The organism is Rhizobium sp. PvP014, assembly GCF_017876855.1.
Taxonomy (GTDB): domain Bacteria; phylum Pseudomonadota; class Alphaproteobacteria; order Rhizobiales; family Rhizobiaceae; genus Neorhizobium; species Neorhizobium soli.
In genome coordinates this window covers 873941-895116 of record NZ_JAGIOT010000002.1, presented here as the reverse complement: position 1 = coordinate 895116, position 21176 = coordinate 873941, and the positions used below count along the sequence as shown (strand labels likewise).

The following is a 21176-nucleotide window of genomic DNA, read 5'->3' as shown; positions in this document are numbered from 1 at the left end:
GTGAACTGTTGAAAAGCTGCGGATCAGATCCGCTCCTCGGTCGCCGCATCGAAGAGCGACGCCATGGTCATGTCGAAGCCCAGCCGGACCTTCGATCCGACAGCGTAACGACGGGCCCCGCCGACGCGAACGGACAGAGTGTGAGCGGCGAGTTTCAGCCAGATGAGATTGTCTGCACCCATCGGCTCCTCGATGTCGACGATCGCCTCATGGATTTCCTCTCCGGCGATATCGGCATCGGCCTTGATATGCTCCGGACGGACGCCGAGGACGACCTTGCGCCCGGGCGTTAACGGTTCAGACGCGCTGTAACCGTCGAGCAGGAAGCTGACGCCGTTCGTCTTGAACACGGGACGGCCGCCCTCTTCCGCCAGCTCGCCATCCAGGAAATTCATCGAGGGTGAACCGATGAAGCCCGCGACAAACTTGTTCTTCGGTCGGTTGTAGATTGTGACCGGGTCGGCAAGCTGCTGGATGACACCGCTCTTCATGATGGCGATGCGGTCGGCCAGCGTCAGTGCCTCGATCTGGTCGTGGGTCACGTAGATCATCGTGTTCTTGAGCTGCTGATGCAGCCGCTTAATCTCGACGCGCAGCTCGGACCTCAGCTTGGCATCCAGGTTGGAAAGCGGTTCGTCGAACAGGAAGACGTCGACATCGCGCACCAGGGCACGGCCGATCGCCACACGCTGCCGCTGTCCGCCAGAAAGAGCTGCAGGCTTTCGCTGCAGAAGCGGTTCGATCTGCAGGATCGCCGAGGCACGCGCGACGCGTTTGGCGATGTCTTCCTTCGGCAGTCCGGCGACCCGCAGGCCGAAGGACAGGTTCTTTTCCACCGTCATCTGCGGATAAAGCGCATAGGACTGAAACACCATGCCGATGCCGCGATCCTTGGGTTCCTCCCAGGTGACATTGCGGCCCTTGATGAAGATCTGGCCATCGGTCTGCTCCAGCAGGCCGGCGATGCAGTTGAGGAGCGTCGATTTCCCGCAGCCGGAGGACCCGAGCAGAACCAGGAATTCACCATCGTGAATGTCGAGGTTCAGGTCTTCCAGAACCGTGACCGCCCCGAAGGACAGCGACAGGTCGCGGATCGAGACGCTGTGCTCGCCCGATACGGCAGAGGCTTCGGGCAACGAGGTTGCCCCTGGGGGAAATGCGTTGGTGTGTGGTGTCTGGACGGAAAGAGTGGTCATGGGGTCATCCCTTCACTGCGCCAGCGGCGATGCCGCGGACGAAAAGGCGGCCGGATACGAAATAGACGATGAGAGGGACAGCACCCGTCAGAAGCGTCGCCGCCATATTGACGTTGTATTCCTTCACCCCCTGCACGGAGTTGACGATGTTGTTGAGCTGCACCGTCATCGGGTAGCTGTCGGGCCTCGTGAAGACGACGCCGAACAGGAAGTCGTTCCAGATGCCGGTAACCTGCAGGATCATCGCCACCACGAAAATCGGGAGTGCCATGGGCAACATGATGCGCCCGTAGATCTGCCAGAACCCGGCACCGTCGATGCGCGCCGCCTTGAACAGTTCCTCGGGCAGCGAGGTGAAATAGTTGCGGAACAGCAGCGTCAGGATCGGCATGCCGAAGATGGTATGGACGATGATGAGCCCGGTCAGGGTTCCGTAGATCCCGATCTCACGCAGGATGATGACGATCGGATAGATCATGACCTGATACGGGATGAAGGCTCCGATGATCAGGATGGAGAAGAACAGCTCCGACCCTTTGAAGCGCCAGTTGGCGAGCGAGTAGCCGCTGACCGAGGCGATGAAGATCGAGACCACCACAGATGGCAAAAGGATGCGGACGGAGTTCCAGAAGCCGCGTGACAAGCCGTCGCAATTGAGGCCGGTGCAGGCTTCTGCCCATGCCTTTACCCAGGGCTCGAACGTGATCTCCATGGGCGGCGAGAAGACGTTGCCCATCCGTATCTCCGGCATGCCCTTCAGCGATGTCACGACCATCACGTAAAGCGGCAGAAGGTAGTAAAGCGCCGCAAGGCCGAGCGTGCCGTAGAGGATGATGTTGCGGCGTGAGAGCCTGCGCTTTGGTTTGCGACCACTCGGGCCCTCCAGTGCGCGTGACGGTGTTGTCGCCAGCACTGCGGCATCTGTGACGACGGTCGATGTGGTGTCGAAAGTGGAAACGTTAGCCACGCTTGCGCCCTCCGAATTCGAGATAAGCCCATGGGACAATGATGATGGCGACGGTCAGCAGCATCATGGTCGATGCGGCAAAGCCCTGGCCAAGGTTCTGCGCCTGAAACATGTAGTCGTAGACGTATTTCGCGGGCACTTCGGACGCGTTGCCGGGTCCGCCTGAGGTCTGCGCCACGACGAGATCGTAGAGCTTGACGATGCCGCTCGCGATGATGACCAGCGTGGTGATGAAGACCGGACGCATCATAGGGATGACGATGAAGAGGTAGGTCCGCCACATCGGAATGCCGTCGACGCGCGACGCTTTCCAGATATCCTCGTCGATGCCGCGAAGACCTGCGAGCATGAGGCACATGACGAGCCCCGTGCCCTGCCACAGCCCGGCAATCAGGATGCCGTAGATGACGATGTCGGGGTCATAGACCGGATTGAATTCGAAGGTCTCCCAACCGAGCGACCGGACGATGTGCTGGATGCCGAATTCGGGGTTCAAGATCCATTGCCAGACGAGGCCGGTGACGATGAAGGACAGCGCGAACGGATAGAGAAAGATCGTCCGGAAAACGTTTTCGAAGCGGATCTTCTGGTCCATCAGCGCGGCGAGCACAAAGCCGACAACGAGGCTGAAGATCAGCGACAGGATGCCGTAGATCGCGAGATTCTGGATGGAGATCAGCCAACGTGCCGAGCCCCACAAGCGCTCGTACTGATCAAACCCGACGAATGTTGCGCGCGGCAGCAGTCTCGAATTGGTAAAGGAGTAGATGACGGTCCAGACGGAACCGCCGAGGAAAATTACCAGCGCGACGAAGATCATCGGGATGGAGGCAATTTTCGAGTTCAGGTTGCGAAAAAGCTGATTTGGTCTGGCAGATTGATGGGTTTTCGCCATGTGTTGTCCTCGATCGGCTGCAGCGTGAAGGCCGCAGGTTTCCGGGCCGGCCCCGCGCTGATGCGGGGCCGGTCAAGGTCAGCGATTGAAAGCGGTGTCAGTCCGCAGAGCTGATGATATCGACGAAGCGCGCCTGAGCATCCTTCACGGAGATGGAGCTGCTGAAGAACTCCGACATCAGATCTTCCTTCTGTTTCTGCGTATCGGCAGAGACAAGCTGGTCGGTGCTGGTGGCGGTGTTACCCTTGGCGATGATCGCGATACCCTTCTTCATGCAGTCGTTGGCGGCTGCCATGTCGATATCGCCACGGATCGGAACCGATCCCTTTTTCAGGTTGAACGCGACCTGTAACTTGGGATCGACGATCGTTTCGGCGAGAACGTTCTGCGCCTCCGATTTTGCCTCGTCCTTCAGTAATGGGAAATAGATCGCATCGCCGTTGGTGGTGAGCACGTCGTTGATGCCGAGCCCTGGCAGGCAGGTGTAGTCGGTGCCGGCAGTCTTTCCTGCCAACGAGAACTCGCCCTGTGCCCAGTCACCCATGACCTGGCCACCGGCCTTGCCGGTCAGCACCATGTTGGTTGCCTGGTTCCAGTCCTGTACGTTCGAACCCTTGGCGAGTTCGCGTGCCTTGTCGGCTGCTGCAAAGATCTTGGCCATTTCAGGCCCTGCAGCAACCTTTGCGTCCTTGTCCTTGTAGACCTTCTCGTAGAGGTCTTTGCCGCCCAGCGAGATCAGCAAGGTATCGAACAGGCCATTGGCCTGCCACGGCTGACCACCCAGTGCCAAAGGCTGGATACCGGCCTTCTTGAGCGCGGGCGCTGCAGCGACGAACTCGTTCCAGTCCTTCGGAACGGCAACGCCTGCCGTCTTGAAGGCTGCGTTCGAGAGCCACAGCCATTGCCACGAGTGGATGTTGATCGGGGCACAATAGATCTTGCCTTCGAACGTGCAGCTGTCGAGCAGGTTGGCAGGCTTGATAACCTCTTTCCACTTACCCTTCTCAGCCACATCGCTCAGGTCCCGCATGAGACCTGACTGGACCAGTTCTTCCGCCTGTCGGCCGTGGTTGAACTGCGTGGCGCCCATCGGGTCACCACCGGTGATCCGGCTGATCATGATCGGCCGCGCGGTTCCTCCCGAACCTGCGATGGCTCCATCAACCCATTTGTTGCCGGTAGCATTGAAAGCGCCTGCCAGTTCCTTGACAGCTGCAGCCTCTCCCCCCGACGTCCACCAATGGGTGACCTCAAGATCGGCTGCCTGAACAAAGCACGGCAATGCCACGGTGGCAGCCATAACGGCTGCAAAAGCACGGATGCGCATGAGTCTCCTCCCTCACTGAAACGTTGCAGTAAAAGGCTAGGACAAACATCGATGGAGGGCAACCGAAAATCGCGTGAAAGATTTGGAGCAGGTTCGCAGCAATGTCCGACAGCAGCCCGCGTACTTCGTGTTGATGCACTTATCTCGTTACATAACAATGCTTTATAGAATTATCAAATTGATCCTTCTTCGCAGACGCAAAATAATTGTGCGTCTGCGTTGTAACGGGTATATCGACGGCAAGTCGTTGGTTTTCAGCGAAAATAGCACTGTATCGTTGCAGATTTTTACCGTATGAACGGTGCTTGTGGAGAAGGTCGCAGTCGCCGGTAATCTCCGAGAAAGCTGCAGCCATGGATGAAGACAAACGTAGATCCTTCGGGACGATCGGCAATCAACGCCCGACCCTTAAGACAATTGCCTACATGACGGGGCTGGGTATCACGACGGTGTCGCGGGCCCTCAAGGATGCACCCGACATCGGGGCCGACACGAAGGAACGCGTTCGACTTGTGGCCGGCCAGCTCGGCTATCACCCGAACCGGGCGGGCGTCCGGTTGCGCACAGGCAAGACCAATGTGATCGCGCTCGTGCTCAGTATCGAACAGGAACTGATGGGCTTTTCCAGCCAGATGGTTCAGGGCATTTCCGAGGTTCTCGGGGGCACGCAATACCACCTCGTGTTGACGCCCCACTCTTTCGAGAAAGACCCCATGGTGCCGGTGCGCTATATCCTTGATACGGGATCGGCAGATGGCGTGATCATCTCGAGGATCGAGCCGGACGATCCGCGTGTGCGGTTGATGACGGAGCGCAACCTGCCTTTCGTCACCCACGGCCGAACCAGTATGGGGATCGAGCACCCCTACCACGACTTCGACAACACGGCGTTTGCCTATCAGGCGGTCGAGCGGCTCGCCAAGCGAGGCAGGCGGCATATCTGTCTGCTCGCCCCACAGAGCAGGCTTGCCTACTATACCCATAGCCGCATCGGCTTTGAACGGGCGCTTGCCGATTTCGGCGTGAGCGAGGTGCCGATGGGACGGATCACGACGGAGACGTCGCTGGAGGATATCAGAGCCTATTCGGAGAAACTGTCGCGGCTTCCGCAACCGCCTGATGGAATCATTTCGATGAGCGGCTCTGCAACGATCGCGATCGCCTCAGGCCTTGAAGCTTCCGGTCGAAAACTCGGCCGGAATGTCGATATCGTCTCAAAGCAGTCGGCCGAATTTCTCAACTGGATCAGGCCGGAAATCCTTGCCGTAAACGAGGACATCCGTTGGGCGGGACGGGAACTTGCAAAGGCCTTGCTGGCCCGAATCGATGGGGCGGCCCCAGAGCTTTTGCAAAGCGTCAGCCAACCGGAATGGTCGATCAAGTCACCACAGGACTGATCGAATGCAAAAAGCCCGGCGCTTGGCCTGGCTTTCCGTGTTTGCAAGATAGCCTTAGGCGAAGTCGGCGAGCCCGCTGCCCCACGGGCCATGGTGCTTGTCGACGCCATCGAGACGATCGAAACCGTGGGCACCAAAGAAGTCGCGCTGCGCCTGGATGAGGTTCGCTGTCCCGCGACCACGGCGGTAGGCATCGAAGTAGGACAGCGCGGAGGAGAGTGCCGGAACCGGCAGGCCGGACATGACGGCATAGGAGACAACGCGGCGCAGTGCGCCATCGGTGTCTGCGACCATCTGGGCAAATGCCGGTGTCACGATCAGGTTTGCAACATCCGGGTCCTTCGAGAAGGCCGAGGTGATCTCATCGAGGAAGGCCGAACGGATGATGCAGCCATCGCGCCAGATCTTGGCGATCGTCGGCATCGGCAGGTTCCAGCCATACTCCTTGGAGGCGGCAGCCATGACGGCAAAGCCCTGCGCATAGGCGCCGATCTTGGCCGCAAGCAGCGCGTTTTCGAGATCGGCGAGGAACGCCGCGCTGTCTGCCGGCGCATCGATCGCTTTCGGCAGGCCAAACTGCTTTTCTGCGGCGAGGCGCTCGGTGCGCTGAGACGACAGAACACGCCCGGCGACGGCGGCCTCGATCGCGGTTGCCGCGACACCCATGTTCTGGGCTTCGATGACCGACCACTTGCCGGTGCCCTTCTGGCCGGCGGAATCAACGATCACGTCGACCATCGGCTTGCCGGAGATCGGGTCCTTTGCCTTCAGGACCTTTTCCGAAATCTCGATCAGGTACGAATTCAGGCTGCCGGTATTCCACTTGCCGAAGACGTCGCCGATTTCTGTGGCGCCCATGCCGAGACCATCGCGCAGGATGCCGTAGATTTCGGCAATCATCTGCATGTCAGCATATTCGATGCCGTTATGGATCGTTTTCACGAAATGGCCGGCGCCGTTTTCGCCGAGCCAGGCGACGCAGGGTTCATCATGGAATTTTGCGGAGATCGAGGTCAGCACCTTCTCGACGCGCTTCCAGCTTTCCTCAGCACCGCCGACCATGATCGACGGTCCATGGCGTGCGCCTTCTTCCCCACCGGATACGCCCATGCCGATAAAGGTCAGGCCGGAACCTTCGAGGTTTTCGAAACGGCGCATCGTATCGCGGAAGTTGGCGTTGCCGGCATCGATCATGATGTCGCCCTGCGAAAGATAGGGCTTCAGTAGCTCCATCTGCTGATCGACCGGATCGCCGGCCTTGATCATGATGATGATCGGGCGTGGGGGCCGGATTGCAGCGATGAATTCTTCCAAGGTCTCGCAAGGAACGATCTGGCCTTGCAACGCGCCCGCCTCGGCGTAGAATTTCTTGGTAACTTCCGCTGTCCGGTTGAAGACGGCGATCTTGTTGCCTTTTTCCGCGATGTTGAGCGCGAGGTTTGCACCCATAACGCCAAGACCGATAAGACCGATTTCTGCCTGTTCCACGGATATGCCTCCAGTTTTAATTTGACGCTGTTTTGGCATCCTCGTTTCCAAACGGCAAGGCTAAGACGAAAGCGAGCCCGTTTATTCGCGGATGCGCCGGCTCGTGCGATCAAGAGCATTTCCGAGTGACATGCCACTCGGCCTAGAACCCAAGGAGGCATTCATGACGGTCATGCCCGCACGCGTGATCCACCTCTCGATCGAGCGGAACTGGAGGGATGTCTACGCATTTGCAAGGCGTCCGGAAAACATGGCAAGCTGGGCTTCCGGCCTTGCCGCAGACCTGCGCGCCGAAGGTGAAGACTGGATCGGCGATGGCGGTCCGGTTGGAACAATCCGTGTTCGCTTCGCTCCCGACAACGACTTCGGCGTGATCGATCACAGGGTCACGTTGGAAAACGGGATGTCGATGGACAACGCGCTGCGTATCATACCGAACGGTGATGGAGCTGAAGTTCTGTTCACTCTTTTGCGCCAACCCGGTACCGACGATGCGGCGCACGAAGCGGATGCCGCGCATGTCCTCAAGGATCTGCAGTCGTTGAGGGCAATCATGGAACGCTGAGCGTCAGGCCGCAGGCCTCTTCCGCCGATCGGCGGTCTCTTGAATGACCAGGAGAACACCGATCATCGTTGAAGACCGCTGGAACGGCGACATGCGGCAGCGAAGCACAAGCGTCTCGCCTCCGACTTGATCTGCATAGGTGACCGACGTGCTTTCGCCTTCGAAGCAGCGGTCCAGGTTCGGCTTGAACTCGTTTCGAAATCGATGGAGACCGACAAATTCCCCGATATGCCGGCCGACGAGTTCCTCACGGGGAATGTTCAGCCGCTGCGCGTTCGTCTCGTTGGAATAGAGAATGCGATAACCGGGAGCGACGACAAGAATGCGGTCCGAAAGCTGGTTCAGGAGGGAATCGTCGAGAATGCCGCTGGAGACGGCTTGGTCGATCGGCGACGATTGGTCCTGCCCCTCACCGGGAGCTCCCGGCGCTTCCGCACAGGTCGTCTGCGGTGCAAGATACCGCTCGACCAGGGTCTGCAGGAGGTGAGCGTTGCGCCTAACGCAGCTGCGATCGTCCGCTTCCTCGTTCAGGAGGTCGAGCGCAAAACGAAACTGGGCTTGAATGCTGCCGGCATCGGATTCGGCGCTGCCAAAGATCGCCAGGAGCAAAGGATCAAGTTCGCGGTCGAGACTGGCTGTCAAAGCCTCGTCTTCGCGGTCGATCGCCTGCTGTAGCTCTCCATATTTCGACCAGAAAAGATCGATCAATGCTTGCAAGACAATGCCCTCTCCACACGAGCCTCACGTCAGCCGTGGCCCTCTGAGACGACTGCGTCCAATCTCGTATAATACATCACACGTTAAATGTAGTCTCAAAAACGGCCCCTAAAAATGGCCGGTAAATACCCGTAGACGCTTGCAACCCACGAGAATTGTGGCCTCAGGAAATCAATCTGTGACCGTTTTCTTGATGTGCCAGCGGTCGTGATACCACAGCCACTGTTCAGGGTATTCCCGCACCCAGGATTCGACCTTGTCGTTCAGGACCTGAGACGTGCCCTGAATGTCGAGATTGCCGCGTTCGTCGCGCGGAAGTTCGATGCGAGGCTCTATCTCAAGGCGAAAACGGTTGTTCGGGAGACGGATGCAGCGGGCCGGATAGACATCCGCATCAAACTGACGCACGAGCTTGGCAAGAAGCGGGTTCGTCTTAACCGGGCGTCCGAAGAAATTGGTCGACAAGCCTTTTCTGAACTTCTGGTCGACGAGGACACCCACCCCCCCGCCCGCGTCCAGGCGCCTTGCCAGCGAGAACGATGACCCCGCATGCGACGGCACGAGCTGCCCCATGCGGGCACTGCGGAACGAGAAGACCTTATCGGCGATGTAAGGGTTGTTCGGCGGACGGAACAACACCATGACCTCGAGACCAAAGGCCTTGCCGGCGACAGGCAGGAGCTCGAAATTGCCGGTGTGGGCGGTAAAGACAATAAACGGACGTGGGTTGTCGCGCAGGTCCAGGAAGATCGGGGTGCCCGAGACTTCCACCCTGCCCGGCTCTGCCTGTTCGGGGTCGAAATCGAACAGCCGGTCGAGGAAGACATATTCGGCGGCGAGCCTGCCCATATGTCCCCAGCTGGCGACAGCGATCTCCTGAAGCTCCGCCTCACCCTTTTCCGGAAAGGCGTTGCGCAGATTGGTCATCATCAGCTTGTGACGCCAGAATTTCGGCCCGATGTAGCGAGCGAAGCGATCGGCAAACCGGATCGCCGGATCCGCCGGAAAGATCTTCAGGAAATTCAGCAGCCCGAACGTGAGCTGCGCCACCAGCCACTGGCGGAAGTGGATCAGCGACAGAACGATCCGGGTGATGACCATCTTCATCCGTGGTCAGTCCATCCTCAGGACGATCTTGCCGAAGATCTGGCGGCTTTCCATGCGGGCAAGTGCCTTGTGGATTTCATCGAACGTGACTTCTGTGTCGATCACCGGATGAACGATGCCCTGGGCCATCTTTTGCATGGCATCGGCCATGTTCTCCATGCGGCAGCCAAACGAGCCGATGAGCTTCAACTGCTGCTGGAACAGCATCATCAGATTGAGGTCGGTGGAAACACCCGAGGTGGAGCCGCAAGTGACGAGGCGTCCGCCGCGCTTCATGCACAGCATGGAACCCGCCCAGGTATCCTTGCCGACATGTTCGAAGACGACATCAACGCCCTTCTTCTTGGTCAGCTTGCGCACGACGCCTTCAAACCGATCGACGCGGTAGTTGATGACATGATCGGCGCCGAGGGCCTTGGCCTTCTCGATCTTGTCGTCCGAACCCACAGTGGTAATAACCGTGCAGCCCATTTTCTTTGCCAGCTGGATGGCGGCAGATCCGATGCCCGAGCCACCGGCGTGAATGAGGATCGTCTCGCCGGGCTGGAGCTTGGCGTTGTCGAACAGCATATGCTCGACCGTGCCGAATGTGACAGGCGCGAGTGCTGCTGCAACGGCATCGACGCCCGGAGGTGCCGGAACGAGAAGACGGGCCGGAAGATTGGCCTTTTCCTGCGCGAAGCCATCGAGATGGAAGCCATGAACACCCGAGACATTTTCGCAAAGGTTGTCGCGCTTTTCGCGGCACGCCTTGCAGAGACCACAGGTACGGGCGCCGTAAATCGACACAAGCTGGCCGGGCAGAACATTCGAAACACCGGGACCGATGGCTTCCACGACGCCGGAGGCCTCGGCGCCGATCGTCAGCGGCATCTTGCGCTTGGCGAATGCCATACCGCGCCAGCCCCAGACGTCGATGTGATTGAGTGCTACGGCCTTGACACGCAACGTGACTTCGCCAGGACCCGGCGCCTCTGGCTCGGGAATGTCGACGGCTTCGAGCTTGCGGTCATCAATCAGTTGCAGCGCGCGCATAACAGGTCATCCTCCGCCCGTTTGGGCGTTCAAAAGTCTATCAAATCTCTTGGGGGCTCGCCTTACGCCGGTTCAAGCGTCATGACAAGGCTGGCGTTCTGGCCGCCGAAGCCGAAGGAATTGGACAGAACCGCCCTCGGCGCACCGTCCCGCTTCACATTCGGCACCACATCCAGCTCGATCGTCGGATCGGGATTGGTGTAGTTGATGGTCGGCGGCAGAGTGCCGGTCAGCATCGTCTGGATCGAGAATACGGCTTCGACAGCGCCGGCTGCCGTCAGCGTGTGACCGATCATCGACTTGTTCGACGACACCGGAATACCCTTCAAACCTTCGCCAAATACGGCCAGCATGGAGCTATATTCCATCTTGTCGTTTTCCGGGGTCGATGTGCCGTGGGCGTTGATATAGCCGATGCCGCTTTCGTCCATGCCCGCATCTTCAAGCGCCGCCCGGATCGTGGCGATCGCCGGGCCGCCGTCCGGGGACGAGCGCGTGCGGTGGAAGTGATCGGCCTTTTCGCCGAGACCCTTGACGATGCCGAGCACCTTGGCGCCGCGGGCAATGGCCGACTGCAGCGATTCCAGCACCAGCGTTGCCGCACCTTCCGCGATGACAAAGCCGTCACGATCCTTGCTGAACGGCTTGGACGCCTTTTCCGGCGGATCATTTTGCGTCGAAAGCGCAGACAGAAGCGAGAAGCGCACGAGTGCCTCGACGCTGACAGAACCGTCGGTCGCAGCGACCAGAGCCTTGTCGGTACGACCCTGACGGATCGCTTCGACGCCGAGCTGGATCGCGGTTGCACCAGAGGCGCAGGCGGTGGAAAGCGTTACGGGCAGGCCACGGGTACCAAACTTGTCGGCCAGGCGCTCCGAAATCGAACCGAACTGGACGGCTTCGAGAAAGACAGGATCAGGACGCTCGCGCATGGCCGTCAGAAAGCGATCGTAGGCATCGCCCTGCTGCGTCGATGGCGGTGCACGGTCTGCAAGCGCGAAACGGTCGGACCATTCCGGCTCGACTGGCGGAGCGGCCAGAAACAGCGGTCCGTCGAAATCACCGGACAAGCCGGCTTGGGCCAACGCTTCCGCCGTTGTCTCGCGGGCGAAGGCAAACGAGCGCTCGACCGAGTTTTCGGCTGGAACCTTGATGAAGTCCACCGTGCCACTGATGCGGGTCGAAAGGCCTTCGGTCGGAAAACGGGTGATCTTGTGGATGCCCGACGTGCCAGAGGTCAGCGCTGACCAGTTGTCATCAAGACCCTGTCCGAGCGAGGTGATGACGCCCATGCCGGTGACCGCGACGATGGGCCGGCCGAGATGATCCGTGAAGCGGTTGTCACTCATGACTGTCTCCTTCACGCTTCAGCAGAGAGGACAGCAATCCCCTCGCCGCGTGTATATCCAACTGTAGTGACAATCGCCTGCTTTGCCGGGGACGCCATCGGCGTCTCGTTTGCGGCGTCGAAGGCCGGGACCTTGGCAGTCGATTCGAGCGTCAGCGCTGCAAGGGCGATGCCGAGCGGGAACTGCGCTTCCATCGCGTGGCCCGTAACGCCGCCAAAGCCGCGGATCGCGGAACCCGGGAAAGCCTGCTCGAGCGCTGTCTTTTCGCGCTTCGCGAGATCGACCATGCCGCTCGCGCCGGAGAACACGACAGTTTCCGCCCCTTGCGTGCCGTGGGCGGTGAGCCGCGACATGCGCTTCTCGAGCCCGCCATCGTCGCGGGTGCCGCGATCGCCTTCGACGGCATCGATCGTTGCATAGATCCGTGCACCACGCGCCTGCGCGTAGCCGCGGGATTCGAGCACCAGGAAGGCGCCCACCGAACCGGTGATCATTCCGCCGCCATTGTCCGGCGAGCGAGACCACAATGGCTGCCAGCCGCCTGTCGCGTGGGCACGGATGCCCTCGACCAGCAGAAGAATATCAGCCCGTTCCGCCACGAAGGCGCCACCGACGAGACTGTGGCTCGACTGGCCCGCCTTGATGCGGTGGAAGGCGGTTTCGATGGCCGAGATACCGGCCGATTCTTCGCCCATGAAGGTGCGGGACGAGCCGGTGACCTTGTGGACGATCGAGATATTGCCCGCCATCAGGTTCGAAAGCTGGGCGAGAAACAGGGTGGGACGCAGCTCTGTCGTCAGCTTCTCATTGAGCACCATGTCGCGGTCGTTGCGCTTCAGGGCTTCGTCGACAATCAGCGAGTCGACCTTGATGTCGCGCTCACCGCCGCCGGCTGCAACGATCATATCCATCGAGGCGCAGGCATCCGCATCCGTCTTCAGCCCGGCGTCGTCGAGAGCGAGCCCCGCGGCAAACACGCCGAGACGCTGCCAGTTCTCCATCTGGCGCTGATCGCCGCGCTTGGCGATCTGTGCGGACCAGTCGATCTCAGGCATGGGATGGACAGGATAGGGTTTGAAACGCTCCGTTTCGACCTTGGGCTCGTCGATGGACGATCCCGTCAGAAACGCGACATGCGGCTCGATGCCGACGCCGAGCGAGGTCACGATGCCGACCCCGGTAATCACCACATCATTGTCAGACTTCATAACTGTCCTCTTTGCGCGGCCATTGACCAGCGACGACATCAGGCACGACGGGACACTTTAGAACCGGTCCGTCCGGGCCGCATTATTCCCGAAGGCTTTGCGTCAGGTGCCGGCTTGCATCGCCGCAATGAGGCCGATCTCTTCGGCGCGCTTGCGCACGATCGGCGCCAGCGGAACTTCACTGAAAGGCATGGTCCGCAGCTTGAGCTGCGCATCGCACACCTTCTTGCCGCCCGACGTAATCTTTGCCTTTGTCACCATGTAGCCGGAACCCTCATGCTCCAGAAACGCCTCGATGTCGAGCACGGCGTTCGGCTCGACAAACGCACGCATCTTGGCACTGTCCACCGACATCAGAAATGGCATCGCGGCGAAATCGGTCGCCGCAAGTACCAGCATTCCGGATGCCTGCGCCATGGTTTCGATCAAAAGCACGCCCGGCACGAGCGGCATTCCCGGAAAGTGCCCTTCGAAAACAGGGCTCTTTTCAGGAACGACCGAGCGTGCAGTCAGCGTCTTTCCCGCGAGATCAAGCGTTTCCACCCGATCGATCATCTGGAAATATTCAAGCAGCATGAACTTGCGTCGGCTTTGGGCTTTAGCCCTTTGCCGCCTTCAGTTCGTCGATCTTGGCGCAGAGGTTCTTCAGAACGAAGTATTCCTCCGTCGAGACCTTGCCCTCGTTCACTTCCTGGGTCCACTGCTCGAGCGGAATCTTGATCCCGAATTCCTTGTCGATCGCGAAAACGATGTCGAGGAAGTCCAGGCTGTCGATGCCAAGATCGTCGATCGTGTGGCTCTCCGGCGTGATCGTCTCGCGGTCGATCTCGCTGGTTTCAGCGATGATGTCGGCAACTTTGTCGAATGTAGCAGTCACGCCCATGTCCTTTTAAAAAGTCTGTATTCGGTGTTCCACATAAGGAAACCAATCGAAAATGCCAATGGGTTCCAACAAGACGGCGCCAATTTGCCGCTACATTGTTGCCTAAACATCGATTGCCGATCGGTCAGAATGCCAAACCACCCTCAAATTCGAAGAGGGCTAGGCCGGCCGACCTGCCGTCAGCGCGACACGGATAACGTCCAGGACCTTTTCGGGTTGGACACCGACCGCGACCTTCTGGCTTGGCTGACCATCCCAAGGACTATCGACGAACCGTCGGCCTGTGTCAGGCGCCTGGATCGTCTCGCCATCGGCAATGCCGCCGCAGACCACGCGGACAGGGCCGCTGCGGAGTTTGAACAGATCGGGCGCCACCAGATAGACGCAGGCACAGCTGTCGTGGATTGCCATTCCATCGAGACCCGCGCCCTGGCGGTAGAAATCGATATAGAACTGCGAAAGGTCGGACAGGAGTGTTAGCGCCTTATCGCCACCCTTGGCCAACTCAGCCATATCATCTGACGACATCATCGTCTTCATGGTGACGTCGAGGCCGAAAGCAATGACGTTCCACGGCGCGGTAAAGACGATATCGGCGGCATCCGGATCGCCGTGAATATTTGCTTCGGCTGCTGGCGTCACATTGCCATTGACGTCGAAAGCGCCGCCCATGATCACCACCTGCTTGGTCAGGCCTGCGATCTCCGGATCAGCCTGCAGCGCCAAAGCCAGGTTGGTCATGCGACCGACCGCGACAATGGTGATTTCGCCGGGATTGGCCCTGATCGTATCGATGATGAATTGCGATGCCTCGCGCGGATCGAGCGGCCAATCGATTTCGAGAGGCACGCCGATATTGCCGAGGCCATCCTCGCCGTGCACGATCGTTGGCGAGTGTTGCTCGACCCGCGACGGATCAAGCGTCTTGCCCGCCCCTTTGGCGATGGGCGCGTCGATGCCCCACTCCTTGTGCAGGAACTGGGCGTTGCGCGTGGTCAGTTCGATCGAGGCATTTCCGAACACCGTTGTCACGCCGAGAAGATCAATATCCGGATGGCGATGCAGAAACAGCAGCGCCATGGCGTCGTCTACGCCGGGGTCAGTATCGAATATGACTTTTTGCATGCGAATACCTTGAAATGCTCGCCGCCTGCCAGCGGCCGTTCATCGCGCAACATAGCGCCGCAACGGTTTACTGCAATGCAGCCGCAATCTGCAACCGCTGCCAGCGCCCCTCCTATTGCCGGATCACCGATTCGGTGCCACAAGCCGGCGCGCATCCCTTCGCCATTTCCCCTCCTCTCCTTCACGCAGAGCGCCAGCCTTGAGCGACATTGCATTTCAGCTGCTTTTTCTTCTTTTCCTCGCAGCCATCTTCGCGGGGTTCGTTGATTCGATTGCGGGTGGCGGCGGGCTGATCACCATCCCCGTCTTGCTCATTGCCGGCATTCCGCCGCTGGAATCGATCGCGACGAACAAGCTGCAATCCCAGTTCGGCTCGGCATCGGCAACAATCGCCTATGCGCGCAAGGGCCATGTGAAGCTGAAAGAGCAGCTGCCGATGGCAGCCATGGCGGCGCTCGGCGGCGCCATCGGTGCGCTGCTTGCCTCCATCGTTCCAGCCGAATTCCTGACGACCGCGATCCCCTTTCTGCTCGTGGCAATCGCAATCTTCTTTGCGATCAAACCCAATCTCGGCGATCTGGAAAGTCACCGACGGGTGACGCCGTTCGTTTTCGGGCTGACCGCCGTGCCGATCGTCGGGCTCTACGATGGCGTCTTCGGGCCAGGCGCCGGATCATTCTACATGCTGGGCTTCGTTCTGCTCGCCGGCTTCGGACTGCTCAAGGCGACCGCCCACACGAAGCTCATCAATCTCGGCTCCAACTTCGGGTCGTTTCTGGTGTTTGCAGCGTCGGGATCGGTGCTCTGGAAGATCGGCCTGATGATGGGCGTTGGCCAATTCATCGGTGCGCAGATTGGGTCGCGACTGGCGATGCGGAACGGTGCGAAGATCATCAAGCCGCTGCTGGTGATCTCATGCATTGCGCTTGCGACCAAACTGATCGCCAATCCGGCTCATCCGGTTCGTATCTGGCTGGGGTTCTAGATTATCTCCCGACCGAAACCAGTATAGCCCGTCACCCCTTCATCTTCAGCGGTAAGCCGGCGGCCACGAGAAATACATCGTCTGCCACGGCTGCGATTGCCTGATGCAGGCGGCCGGCATGATCGCGGAAGTCTCGCGCCATGCGATTGTCCGGCACGATACCGAGACCGACTTCATTCGACACGAGGATGACGGTCGAAGCAGTATCCCTCAGATAAGACAGAAGTCCTTGAGAGGCTAAGGCAATGTCTGCCTCCGCCATCATCAGGTTCGTCACCCACAGCGTGAGGCAGTCGACGAGGATGACGACATCATCAGAGTCTATGCTGCGAAGGTTGGCTGCGAGGTTCAACGGTGTTTCGTGGGTGATCCAGCCCGTGCCACGGTCGGCTTGATGGCGCAGAATGCGTTCTTCCATCTCGGCGTCATAGGCGCGGCCTGTGGCAATGTAGTGCCTGTTGAGACCGGTTTCGCCGCTAAGTTTTTCAGCGAAGGATGACTTGCCGGATCTGGCGCCGCCAAGGACAAGGACGACGCGCCCGGAGCGGGTCATGGCAGCAGGCCGATCGCAGAGAAAGGGACCGGACGATTCGTAGATGAGGAAGGCGTCCGGCCCTGCTGGTGTTTGCTCTGGATTTGCATTGCAGCGCCATGTTGACTCGTTGAAGGTCGCCCGTCAATCCCATGCGGGTTAGACATTTCGGGGCGCGATCTCACAACTTTCTCAATGGGCATTCTGTTTGCGACATGCGCTGCCGACTTGTTGCGTTGAAACGCGCTGGTTCGCCGCGTATCTGAGCGCATATGAAAACGACATGGCTTCGGTCTACGAAGCCTCTGAGGAAACAACGATGCTTTACATCTTCAAGAACAATGATGGCGTTCAGATTGCCTGGAATTCGAGCCTTCCGCGTCGTGATCGTCAGACCCGCGCCATGGAACTCGACACGCGCTTTTCGCTGCTCGGTTTCATCCGTACGTTCAGCGCTGGCTGATGTAAAATCAGAACCCAAAAGTCGACATTGACGCAACCATAGCGCGATCTTTCATTTCGAGATCGCTTGCGTCACTGCAAAATGGTTATGGCGTCCGGTACGCACTACCTGATCCGGCGCCAAGTCGTTCGAGGACGACCATGGCGGCAACATCTACGCGTACATTCTTACCGTATGGTTATTAGCGCGTTACCAATGCCTGCAGTTTCAATTTTTTCCCCACACTGCGTGATTTTTTCTTTGCGACAGCGAGGGCGCTAATCAGCCACTAAACGTCAAATATCGGACGTGACAAAGTGCCGACTGCATGAACGGGCTGCTGCTGGTTGCAGAGTTTGCTTAGTTATTGCCGGCGATGGCGCTTTTGTCGTCACAAAAGACGCGAACACGATATCTTACAAGGGCTTGGTGATATGCCCGTTATTGTGCGGTTACTCGCGGACAGTTGATTTCTGCTTCGGAAAACGTAGGCTGATACTGCTGACCCATTATTGCGCAACGCCTGTGACATCATTCGCTGGCGTATAAAAGACGCATGAGGCCAGCTGGCCGGTGCAATCACATCTACCGGTTGATCGCACAAAGCCGCAGTCATCGGGTGCCGGCTATCGGCGCCTCCAGAGTTGAACACTGTCACGAATAAGACTGGGAGGTCTTACACATGAAGAAACTCCTCACTTCCGCAGCCTTCGCCGCCGGTCTTTACGCTTTTGCCGGCACGGCCCATGCCGACTGCGGTTCGGTATCAATCGCAGAGATGAACTGGGCGTCCGCAGGGGTTGCCGCTCATATCGACAAGATCATTCTCGAAAACGGGTATGGCTGCTCGGTGGAAATGGTGACCGGCGACACGATGCCGACCTTCACATCGATGAACGAAAAAGGTCAGCCTGACCTTGCACCCGAATTCTGGGTCAACGCGGTGCGCACCCCGCTCGACGCAGCGGTCAAGGAAGGACGGCTCGTCATTGCAGCGGAAATCCTTGCCGACGGCGCTGTCGAAGGATGGTGGATCCCCAAATTCCTCGCTGACGCGCATCCGGATATCAAGACCGTGCAGCAGGCGCTTGCTCATCCCGAACTCTTCCCGGCACCGGAAGACAAATCCAAGGGCGCGGTCACCAACTGCCCGTCCGGCTGGAACTGCCAGACATCGACCGCCAACCTCTACAAGGCTCTCGGCGCAAGCGAAAAAGGCTTTGAACTGGTCGATACCGGCTCTGCTGCCGGGCTCGACGGCTCAATTGCCGGCGCATTCGAGAAGAAGACCGGCTGGCTCGGCTATTACTGGGCTCCGACCGCGATTCTCGGCAAGTACGAGATGGTGAAGCTGTCCTTCGATACGCCGCATGACAAGGCCAACTGGGATGCCTGCACGGCGGTCCCGGATTGCCCGAACCCAAAGGTCAACTCCTATCCGAGTTCGGAAGCCTTCACGGTCGTAACGAAGAAGTTCGCCGACAAGGCCGGCGTCGCGATGGATTACATCAAGGCCCGCAAATGGGGCAACGCCACGATCAACAGCGTTCTCGCCTGGCAGACCGACAACCAGGGCACCAATGAAGACGCAGCCAAGCACTTCCTTACAACCAGCCCGGAAATCTGGAGCAAGTGGGTCAGTGCCGACGTCGCTGAAAAGGTGAAGGCCGCTCTCTGAGCCTAGCCTCGCCAATGAGGGAAGCCGATCTGCGGCTTCCCGCTCAAGGCGCGTGAGAAGTCGCGACAGGCCGTCCACCGCTGACGGTAGCGCGAACCCGACGCCTTATCCATAGCAGACGTGCATGACGCTGATTTGGTCAGGAAGGCGCTCGGGCAGCCATGCCGGGTTACGCCAAAAATCCAACCTATAAAGGGGAACATCATGGCAACCTGCAACTTTCTGCCGAACGCTCTCTGTAGCTTTCCGGCGATCAGCGACGCTTCCATCCGTGAAGCGCGCAAGGTCATCGATGAGGGGTTCAAGAGCCTTGTTCGCGAATATACCGGCTTTATCGATACGATCGTCCAGCCCCTGCAATGGTTCCTGAACTTCCTGGAAAGGCTGTTCACCAACTCGCCGTGGATCATCGTTCTCGCCGTCATCCTCACCATCGTCTATCTCGGCAGCCGCAGCATCCGCATCACCATCGGTACCGCGCTCGGAATGTCGTTCATCGGCTTTATCGGCCTTTGGAACGATGCGATGATCACGCTCGCGATCACCACGGTCGCAACTCTCATCTCCATCATCGTCGGCATCCCTATCGGCATCCTGATGGCGCGGTCCGACCGCGCGCAGGCAAGCGTCAACCCGGTTCTCGACGTGATGCAGACCCTGCCGAGCTTTGTCTACCTCATCCCCGTGGTGATGATTTTCGGTATCGGCAAAGTTCCGGGACTGATTGCGGTGGTCATCTATGCGGTCCCGCCAATGATCCGCCTGACCAATCTCGGCATCCGGCTTGTCGACAAGGAAGTGCTCGAAGCTGCAGATGCGTTCGGTTCGTCGCCAAGCCAGAAGCTGAAGAACGTGCAGATGCCGCTGGCCCTGCCGACAATCATGGCCGGGATCAACCAGACGATCATGATGTCGCTGGCGATGGTCGTAGTCGCATCCATGGTCGGCGTCGGCGGGCTTGGCCGCAACACGCTGCAGGCGATCAACAACCAGTTCTTTACGTTCGGCATCATGAACGGTTTCGCGCTTGTTGCGATCGCCATCATTTTCGACCGAACAAGCCAGGCATTCGGCAAGCGCCTGCAAAAACATTCGGAGGTGGTCCATGGCTAGTCACGGCATCGAGATCAAAGGTCTCTACAAAATCTTCGGCGCGAACGGTCGCCAGTATATCGACGCCATCAAGGCGGGCATGACGAAGACCGAGCTCAACAAGAACCACGGTCATGTGCTCGGCCTCAAAGACATCAACATATCCATGCCGGCGGGCGGCATCACGGTCGTCATGGGATTGTCGGGTTCCGGCAAATCGACGCTGATCCGCCATATCAACCGGCTGATCGACCCGACCTACGGCGAAGTCGTCTATGACGGCATCGACGTGTGCACCATGAGCGAGAACGATCTTCGGGAATTCCGTCGGCACAAGACGGCGATGGTGTTTCAGAAATTCGCGCTTCTGCCGCATCGGACCGTGATCGAAAACACGGTCTACGGACTGGATATCCAGGGCGTGCCTCGCGCGGAAAGCTTCAAGAAAGGCCAGTACTGGATCGAGCGGGTCGGCCTCTCCGGCTTCGAGAATCACTACCCGAATCAGCTTTCCGGCGGCATGCAGCAACGCGTCGGCCTCGCACGGGCGCTGACCAACGATGCCGACATTCTTTTGATGGACGAGGCCTATTCCGCGCTCGATCCGCTAATCCGCGTGGATATGCAGACCGTGCTTCTCGATCTCCAGGCAGAGCTCAAGAAGACCGTCGTATTCATCACCCATGATCTCGACGAGGCCCTGAGGCTGGGCGACAAGATCGCCATTCTGCGCGATGGCGAAGTGGTGCAGCAGGGAACCGGCCAAGATATCGTCCTGTCACCGGCTGATGACTACATCACCGCCTTCGTCAAGGAGGTGAACCGAGGGCGTGTGTTGCAGGCAAAAACCGTTATGAAACCGTTCGACGGTCTGACTGACGGCATCAGGCTTGCGGGCAACACGACGATCGAAGCCGCTGCGAGAGCGATCTGCGAGGCGAGCCTGACACGGGCAACGGTTACAGATCCGACTGGAGCGCCTGTCGGGACGCTCGACCTGCACACCATCATTTCTGCCATGGTAAGCCCTGCATCATCCGAGGAGGCACGGATCGCTGCGGAATGACAGGGCTCGGCGTCGGACCGTTCTGACGCCAACCCGCCATATGCCGACGTCCTTATCGACAAGGTCGACATGTTGGGCGATAAGATCGACAAAGGTCAGGACGGCGCTCGCTACGGTATGGA

Annotated in this window: 21 protein-coding genes; 7 read left to right on the top strand and 14 right to left on the bottom strand. The window is 59.1% G+C overall.

Annotated elements, in window-relative coordinates:
* Positions 1-23: 23 nt before the first annotated feature.
* From J3A65_RS09005 to J3A65_RS08990, 4 genes are all read right to left on the bottom strand, one after another.
* Positions 24-1196 carry an ABC transporter ATP-binding protein gene (locus J3A65_RS09005; protein WP_209900777.1) on the bottom strand — a complete coding sequence of 391 codons (1173 nt, stop codon included), beginning with the start codon at positions 1194-1196 and terminating at the stop codon, positions 24-26.
* Between the two features lie 4 nt (positions 1197-1200).
* Positions 1201-2109: a carbohydrate ABC transporter permease gene (locus tag J3A65_RS09000; protein WP_244476162.1), complete on the bottom strand. Its 909-nt coding sequence runs from the start codon at positions 2107-2109 to the stop codon at positions 1201-1203.
* Between the two features lie 46 nt (positions 2110-2155).
* A complete protein-coding gene (locus tag J3A65_RS08995) occupies positions 2156-3058 on the bottom strand; it encodes a sugar ABC transporter permease (protein WP_062457134.1) in 903 nt (300 codons plus the stop codon).
* A gap of 97 nt (positions 3059-3155) precedes the next feature.
* Positions 3156-4385 (bottom strand): ABC transporter substrate-binding protein, encoded by a 1230-nt coding sequence (locus J3A65_RS08990; protein WP_062457138.1) that lies wholly within the window; start codon positions 4383-4385, stop codon positions 3156-3158.
* A 353-nt stretch (positions 4386-4738) separates the two neighbouring features.
* Here J3A65_RS08990 and J3A65_RS08985 point away from each other — a divergent pair, with 353 nt between their 5' ends.
* Positions 4739-5782, top strand: a complete 1044-nt coding sequence (locus J3A65_RS08985) for a LacI family transcriptional regulator (RefSeq protein WP_209900775.1) — start codon at positions 4739-4741, stop codon at positions 5780-5782.
* A gap of 54 nt (positions 5783-5836) precedes the next feature.
* Here J3A65_RS08985 and gndA read toward each other — a convergent pair whose 3' ends face one another.
* Positions 5837-7270 (bottom strand): NADP-dependent phosphogluconate dehydrogenase, encoded by a 1434-nt coding sequence (gndA, locus tag J3A65_RS08980; protein ID WP_209900773.1) that lies wholly within the window; start codon positions 7268-7270, stop codon positions 5837-5839.
* Positions 7271-7433: 163 nt separating this feature from the next.
* On the opposite strand from gndA, the gene J3A65_RS08975 reads away from it, so the two are divergent.
* Positions 7434-7835, top strand: a complete 402-nt coding sequence (locus J3A65_RS08975) for a hypothetical protein (RefSeq protein WP_062580617.1) — start codon at positions 7434-7436, stop codon at positions 7833-7835.
* A gap of 3 nt (positions 7836-7838) precedes the next feature.
* On the opposite strand, the gene J3A65_RS08970 is transcribed toward J3A65_RS08975, so the two are convergent.
* The 8 genes from J3A65_RS08970 to J3A65_RS08935 all read right to left on the bottom strand — a co-directional run bounded on the left by J3A65_RS08970 (position 7839) and on the right by J3A65_RS08935 (position 15259).
* Entirely contained in the window at positions 7839-8552 is a 714-nt protein-coding gene (locus J3A65_RS08970; protein ID WP_162237989.1) for a PAS domain-containing protein, read from the bottom strand.
* Between the two features lie 171 nt (positions 8553-8723).
* A complete protein-coding gene (locus J3A65_RS08965) occupies positions 8724-9659 on the bottom strand; it encodes a lipid A biosynthesis lauroyl acyltransferase (RefSeq protein WP_209900770.1) in 936 nt (311 codons plus the stop codon).
* A 6-nt stretch (positions 9660-9665) separates the two neighbouring features.
* Positions 9666-10694: a zinc-binding dehydrogenase gene (locus tag J3A65_RS08960; protein ID WP_062457160.1), complete on the bottom strand. Its 1029-nt coding sequence runs from the start codon at positions 10692-10694 to the stop codon at positions 9666-9668.
* Positions 10695-10756: 62 nt separating this feature from the next.
* Complete coding sequence (locus J3A65_RS08955; RefSeq protein WP_062457163.1) at positions 10757-12043, bottom strand: beta-ketoacyl-ACP synthase; 1287 nt, start codon at positions 12041-12043, stop codon at positions 10757-10759.
* An 11-nt stretch (positions 12044-12054) separates the two neighbouring features.
* Positions 12055-13251: a beta-ketoacyl-ACP synthase gene (locus J3A65_RS08950; RefSeq protein WP_209900768.1), complete on the bottom strand. Its 1197-nt coding sequence runs from the start codon at positions 13249-13251 to the stop codon at positions 12055-12057.
* 102 nt (positions 13252-13353) lie between these two features.
* Positions 13354-13827, bottom strand: a complete 474-nt coding sequence (locus J3A65_RS08945) for a 3-hydroxyacyl-ACP dehydratase FabZ family protein (protein ID WP_062457169.1) — start codon at positions 13825-13827, stop codon at positions 13354-13356.
* A gap of 22 nt (positions 13828-13849) precedes the next feature.
* Positions 13850-14134 carry an acyl carrier protein gene (locus J3A65_RS08940; protein ID WP_092662234.1) on the bottom strand — a complete coding sequence of 95 codons (285 nt, stop codon included), beginning with the start codon at positions 14132-14134 and terminating at the stop codon, positions 13850-13852.
* Between the two features lie 159 nt (positions 14135-14293).
* Positions 14294-15259 (bottom strand): nucleoside hydrolase, encoded by a 966-nt coding sequence (locus J3A65_RS08935; protein WP_062457172.1) that lies wholly within the window; start codon positions 15257-15259, stop codon positions 14294-14296.
* Positions 15260-15458: 199 nt separating this feature from the next.
* Between J3A65_RS08935 and J3A65_RS08930 the strand changes: the two genes are divergently transcribed.
* Positions 15459-16244, top strand: a complete 786-nt coding sequence (locus tag J3A65_RS08930) for a TSUP family transporter (protein ID WP_062457174.1) — start codon at positions 15459-15461, stop codon at positions 16242-16244.
* Positions 16245-16275: 31 nt separating this feature from the next.
* Here the strand turns inward: J3A65_RS08930 and cobU are convergent, their stop codons facing one another.
* Complete coding sequence (gene cobU / locus J3A65_RS08925; RefSeq protein WP_209900766.1) at positions 16276-16797, bottom strand: bifunctional adenosylcobinamide kinase/adenosylcobinamide-phosphate guanylyltransferase; 522 nt, start codon at positions 16795-16797, stop codon at positions 16276-16278.
* A 298-nt stretch (positions 16798-17095) separates the two neighbouring features.
* Here cobU and J3A65_RS08920 point away from each other — a divergent pair, with 298 nt between their 5' ends.
* The 4 genes from J3A65_RS08920 (at position 17096) to J3A65_RS08905 (ending at position 21054) form a co-directional block, all read left to right on the top strand.
* Positions 17096-17239 (top strand): hypothetical protein, encoded by a 144-nt coding sequence (locus J3A65_RS08920; protein WP_200933893.1) that lies wholly within the window; start codon positions 17096-17098, stop codon positions 17237-17239.
* A 661-nt stretch (positions 17240-17900) separates the two neighbouring features.
* Positions 17901-18896, top strand: a complete 996-nt coding sequence (locus tag J3A65_RS08915; protein WP_092662231.1) for an ABC transporter substrate-binding protein — start codon at positions 17901-17903, stop codon at positions 18894-18896.
* A gap of 204 nt (positions 18897-19100) precedes the next feature.
* A complete protein-coding gene (locus J3A65_RS08910; RefSeq protein WP_062457186.1) occupies positions 19101-20009 on the top strand; it encodes a proline/glycine betaine ABC transporter permease in 909 nt (302 codons plus the stop codon).
* Positions 20002-21054 carry a glycine betaine/L-proline ABC transporter ATP-binding protein gene (locus J3A65_RS08905; protein WP_209900764.1) on the top strand — a complete coding sequence of 351 codons (1053 nt, stop codon included), beginning with the start codon at positions 20002-20004 and terminating at the stop codon, positions 21052-21054. The genes J3A65_RS08910 and J3A65_RS08905 overlap by 8 nt, the downstream gene beginning before the upstream one ends.
* Positions 21055-21176: the final 122 nt, after the last annotated feature.

What these genes read in the sequence shown, in the direction of transcription:
- J3A65_RS08995 (WP_062457134.1), bottom strand. Translation starts at nt 3,058, where the DNA reads ATGGCGAAAACCCATCAATCTGCCAGACCAAATCAGCTTTTTCGCAAC.
- J3A65_RS08920 (WP_200933893.1), top strand. Translation starts at nt 17,096, where the DNA reads ATGCTTTACATCTTCAAGAACAATGATGGCGTTCAGATTGCCTGGAAT.
- J3A65_RS08950 (WP_209900768.1), bottom strand. Translation starts at nt 13,251, where the DNA reads ATGAAGTCTGACAATGATGTGGTGATTACCGGGGTCGGCATCGTGACC.
- J3A65_RS08945 (WP_062457169.1), bottom strand. Translation starts at nt 13,827, where the DNA reads ATGCTGCTTGAATATTTCCAGATGATCGATCGGGTGGAAACGCTTGAT.
- J3A65_RS08905 (WP_209900764.1), top strand. Translation starts at nt 20,002, where the DNA reads ATGGCTAGTCACGGCATCGAGATCAAAGGTCTCTACAAAATCTTCGGC.
- J3A65_RS08935 (WP_062457172.1), bottom strand. Translation starts at nt 15,259, where the DNA reads ATGCAAAAAGTCATATTCGATACTGACCCCGGCGTAGACGACGCCATG.
- J3A65_RS08940 (WP_092662234.1), bottom strand. Translation starts at nt 14,134, where the DNA reads ATGGGCGTGACTGCTACATTCGACAAAGTTGCCGACATCATCGCTGAA.
- J3A65_RS08990 (WP_062457138.1), bottom strand. Translation starts at nt 4,385, where the DNA reads ATGCGCATCCGTGCTTTTGCAGCCGTTATGGCTGCCACCGTGGCATTG.
- J3A65_RS08955 (WP_062457163.1), bottom strand. Translation starts at nt 12,043, where the DNA reads ATGAGTGACAACCGCTTCACGGATCATCTCGGCCGGCCCATCGTCGCG.
- J3A65_RS08975 (WP_062580617.1), top strand. Translation starts at nt 7,434, where the DNA reads ATGACGGTCATGCCCGCACGCGTGATCCACCTCTCGATCGAGCGGAAC.
- J3A65_RS08985 (WP_209900775.1), top strand. Translation starts at nt 4,739, where the DNA reads ATGGATGAAGACAAACGTAGATCCTTCGGGACGATCGGCAATCAACGC.
- J3A65_RS08915 (WP_092662231.1), top strand. Translation starts at nt 17,901, where the DNA reads ATGAAGAAACTCCTCACTTCCGCAGCCTTCGCCGCCGGTCTTTACGCT.
- J3A65_RS08960 (WP_062457160.1), bottom strand. Translation starts at nt 10,694, where the DNA reads ATGCGCGCGCTGCAACTGATTGATGACCGCAAGCTCGAAGCCGTCGAC.
- J3A65_RS09005 (WP_209900777.1), bottom strand. Translation starts at nt 1,196, where the DNA reads ATGACCACTCTTTCCGTCCAGACACCACACACCAACGCATTTCCCCCA.
- J3A65_RS08965 (WP_209900770.1), bottom strand. Translation starts at nt 9,659, where the DNA reads ATGAAGATGGTCATCACCCGGATCGTTCTGTCGCTGATCCACTTCCGC.
- J3A65_RS08910 (WP_062457186.1), top strand. Translation starts at nt 19,101, where the DNA reads ATGGCAACCTGCAACTTTCTGCCGAACGCTCTCTGTAGCTTTCCGGCG.
- cobU (WP_209900766.1), bottom strand. Translation starts at nt 16,797, where the DNA reads ATGACCCGCTCCGGGCGCGTCGTCCTTGTCCTTGGCGGCGCCAGATCC.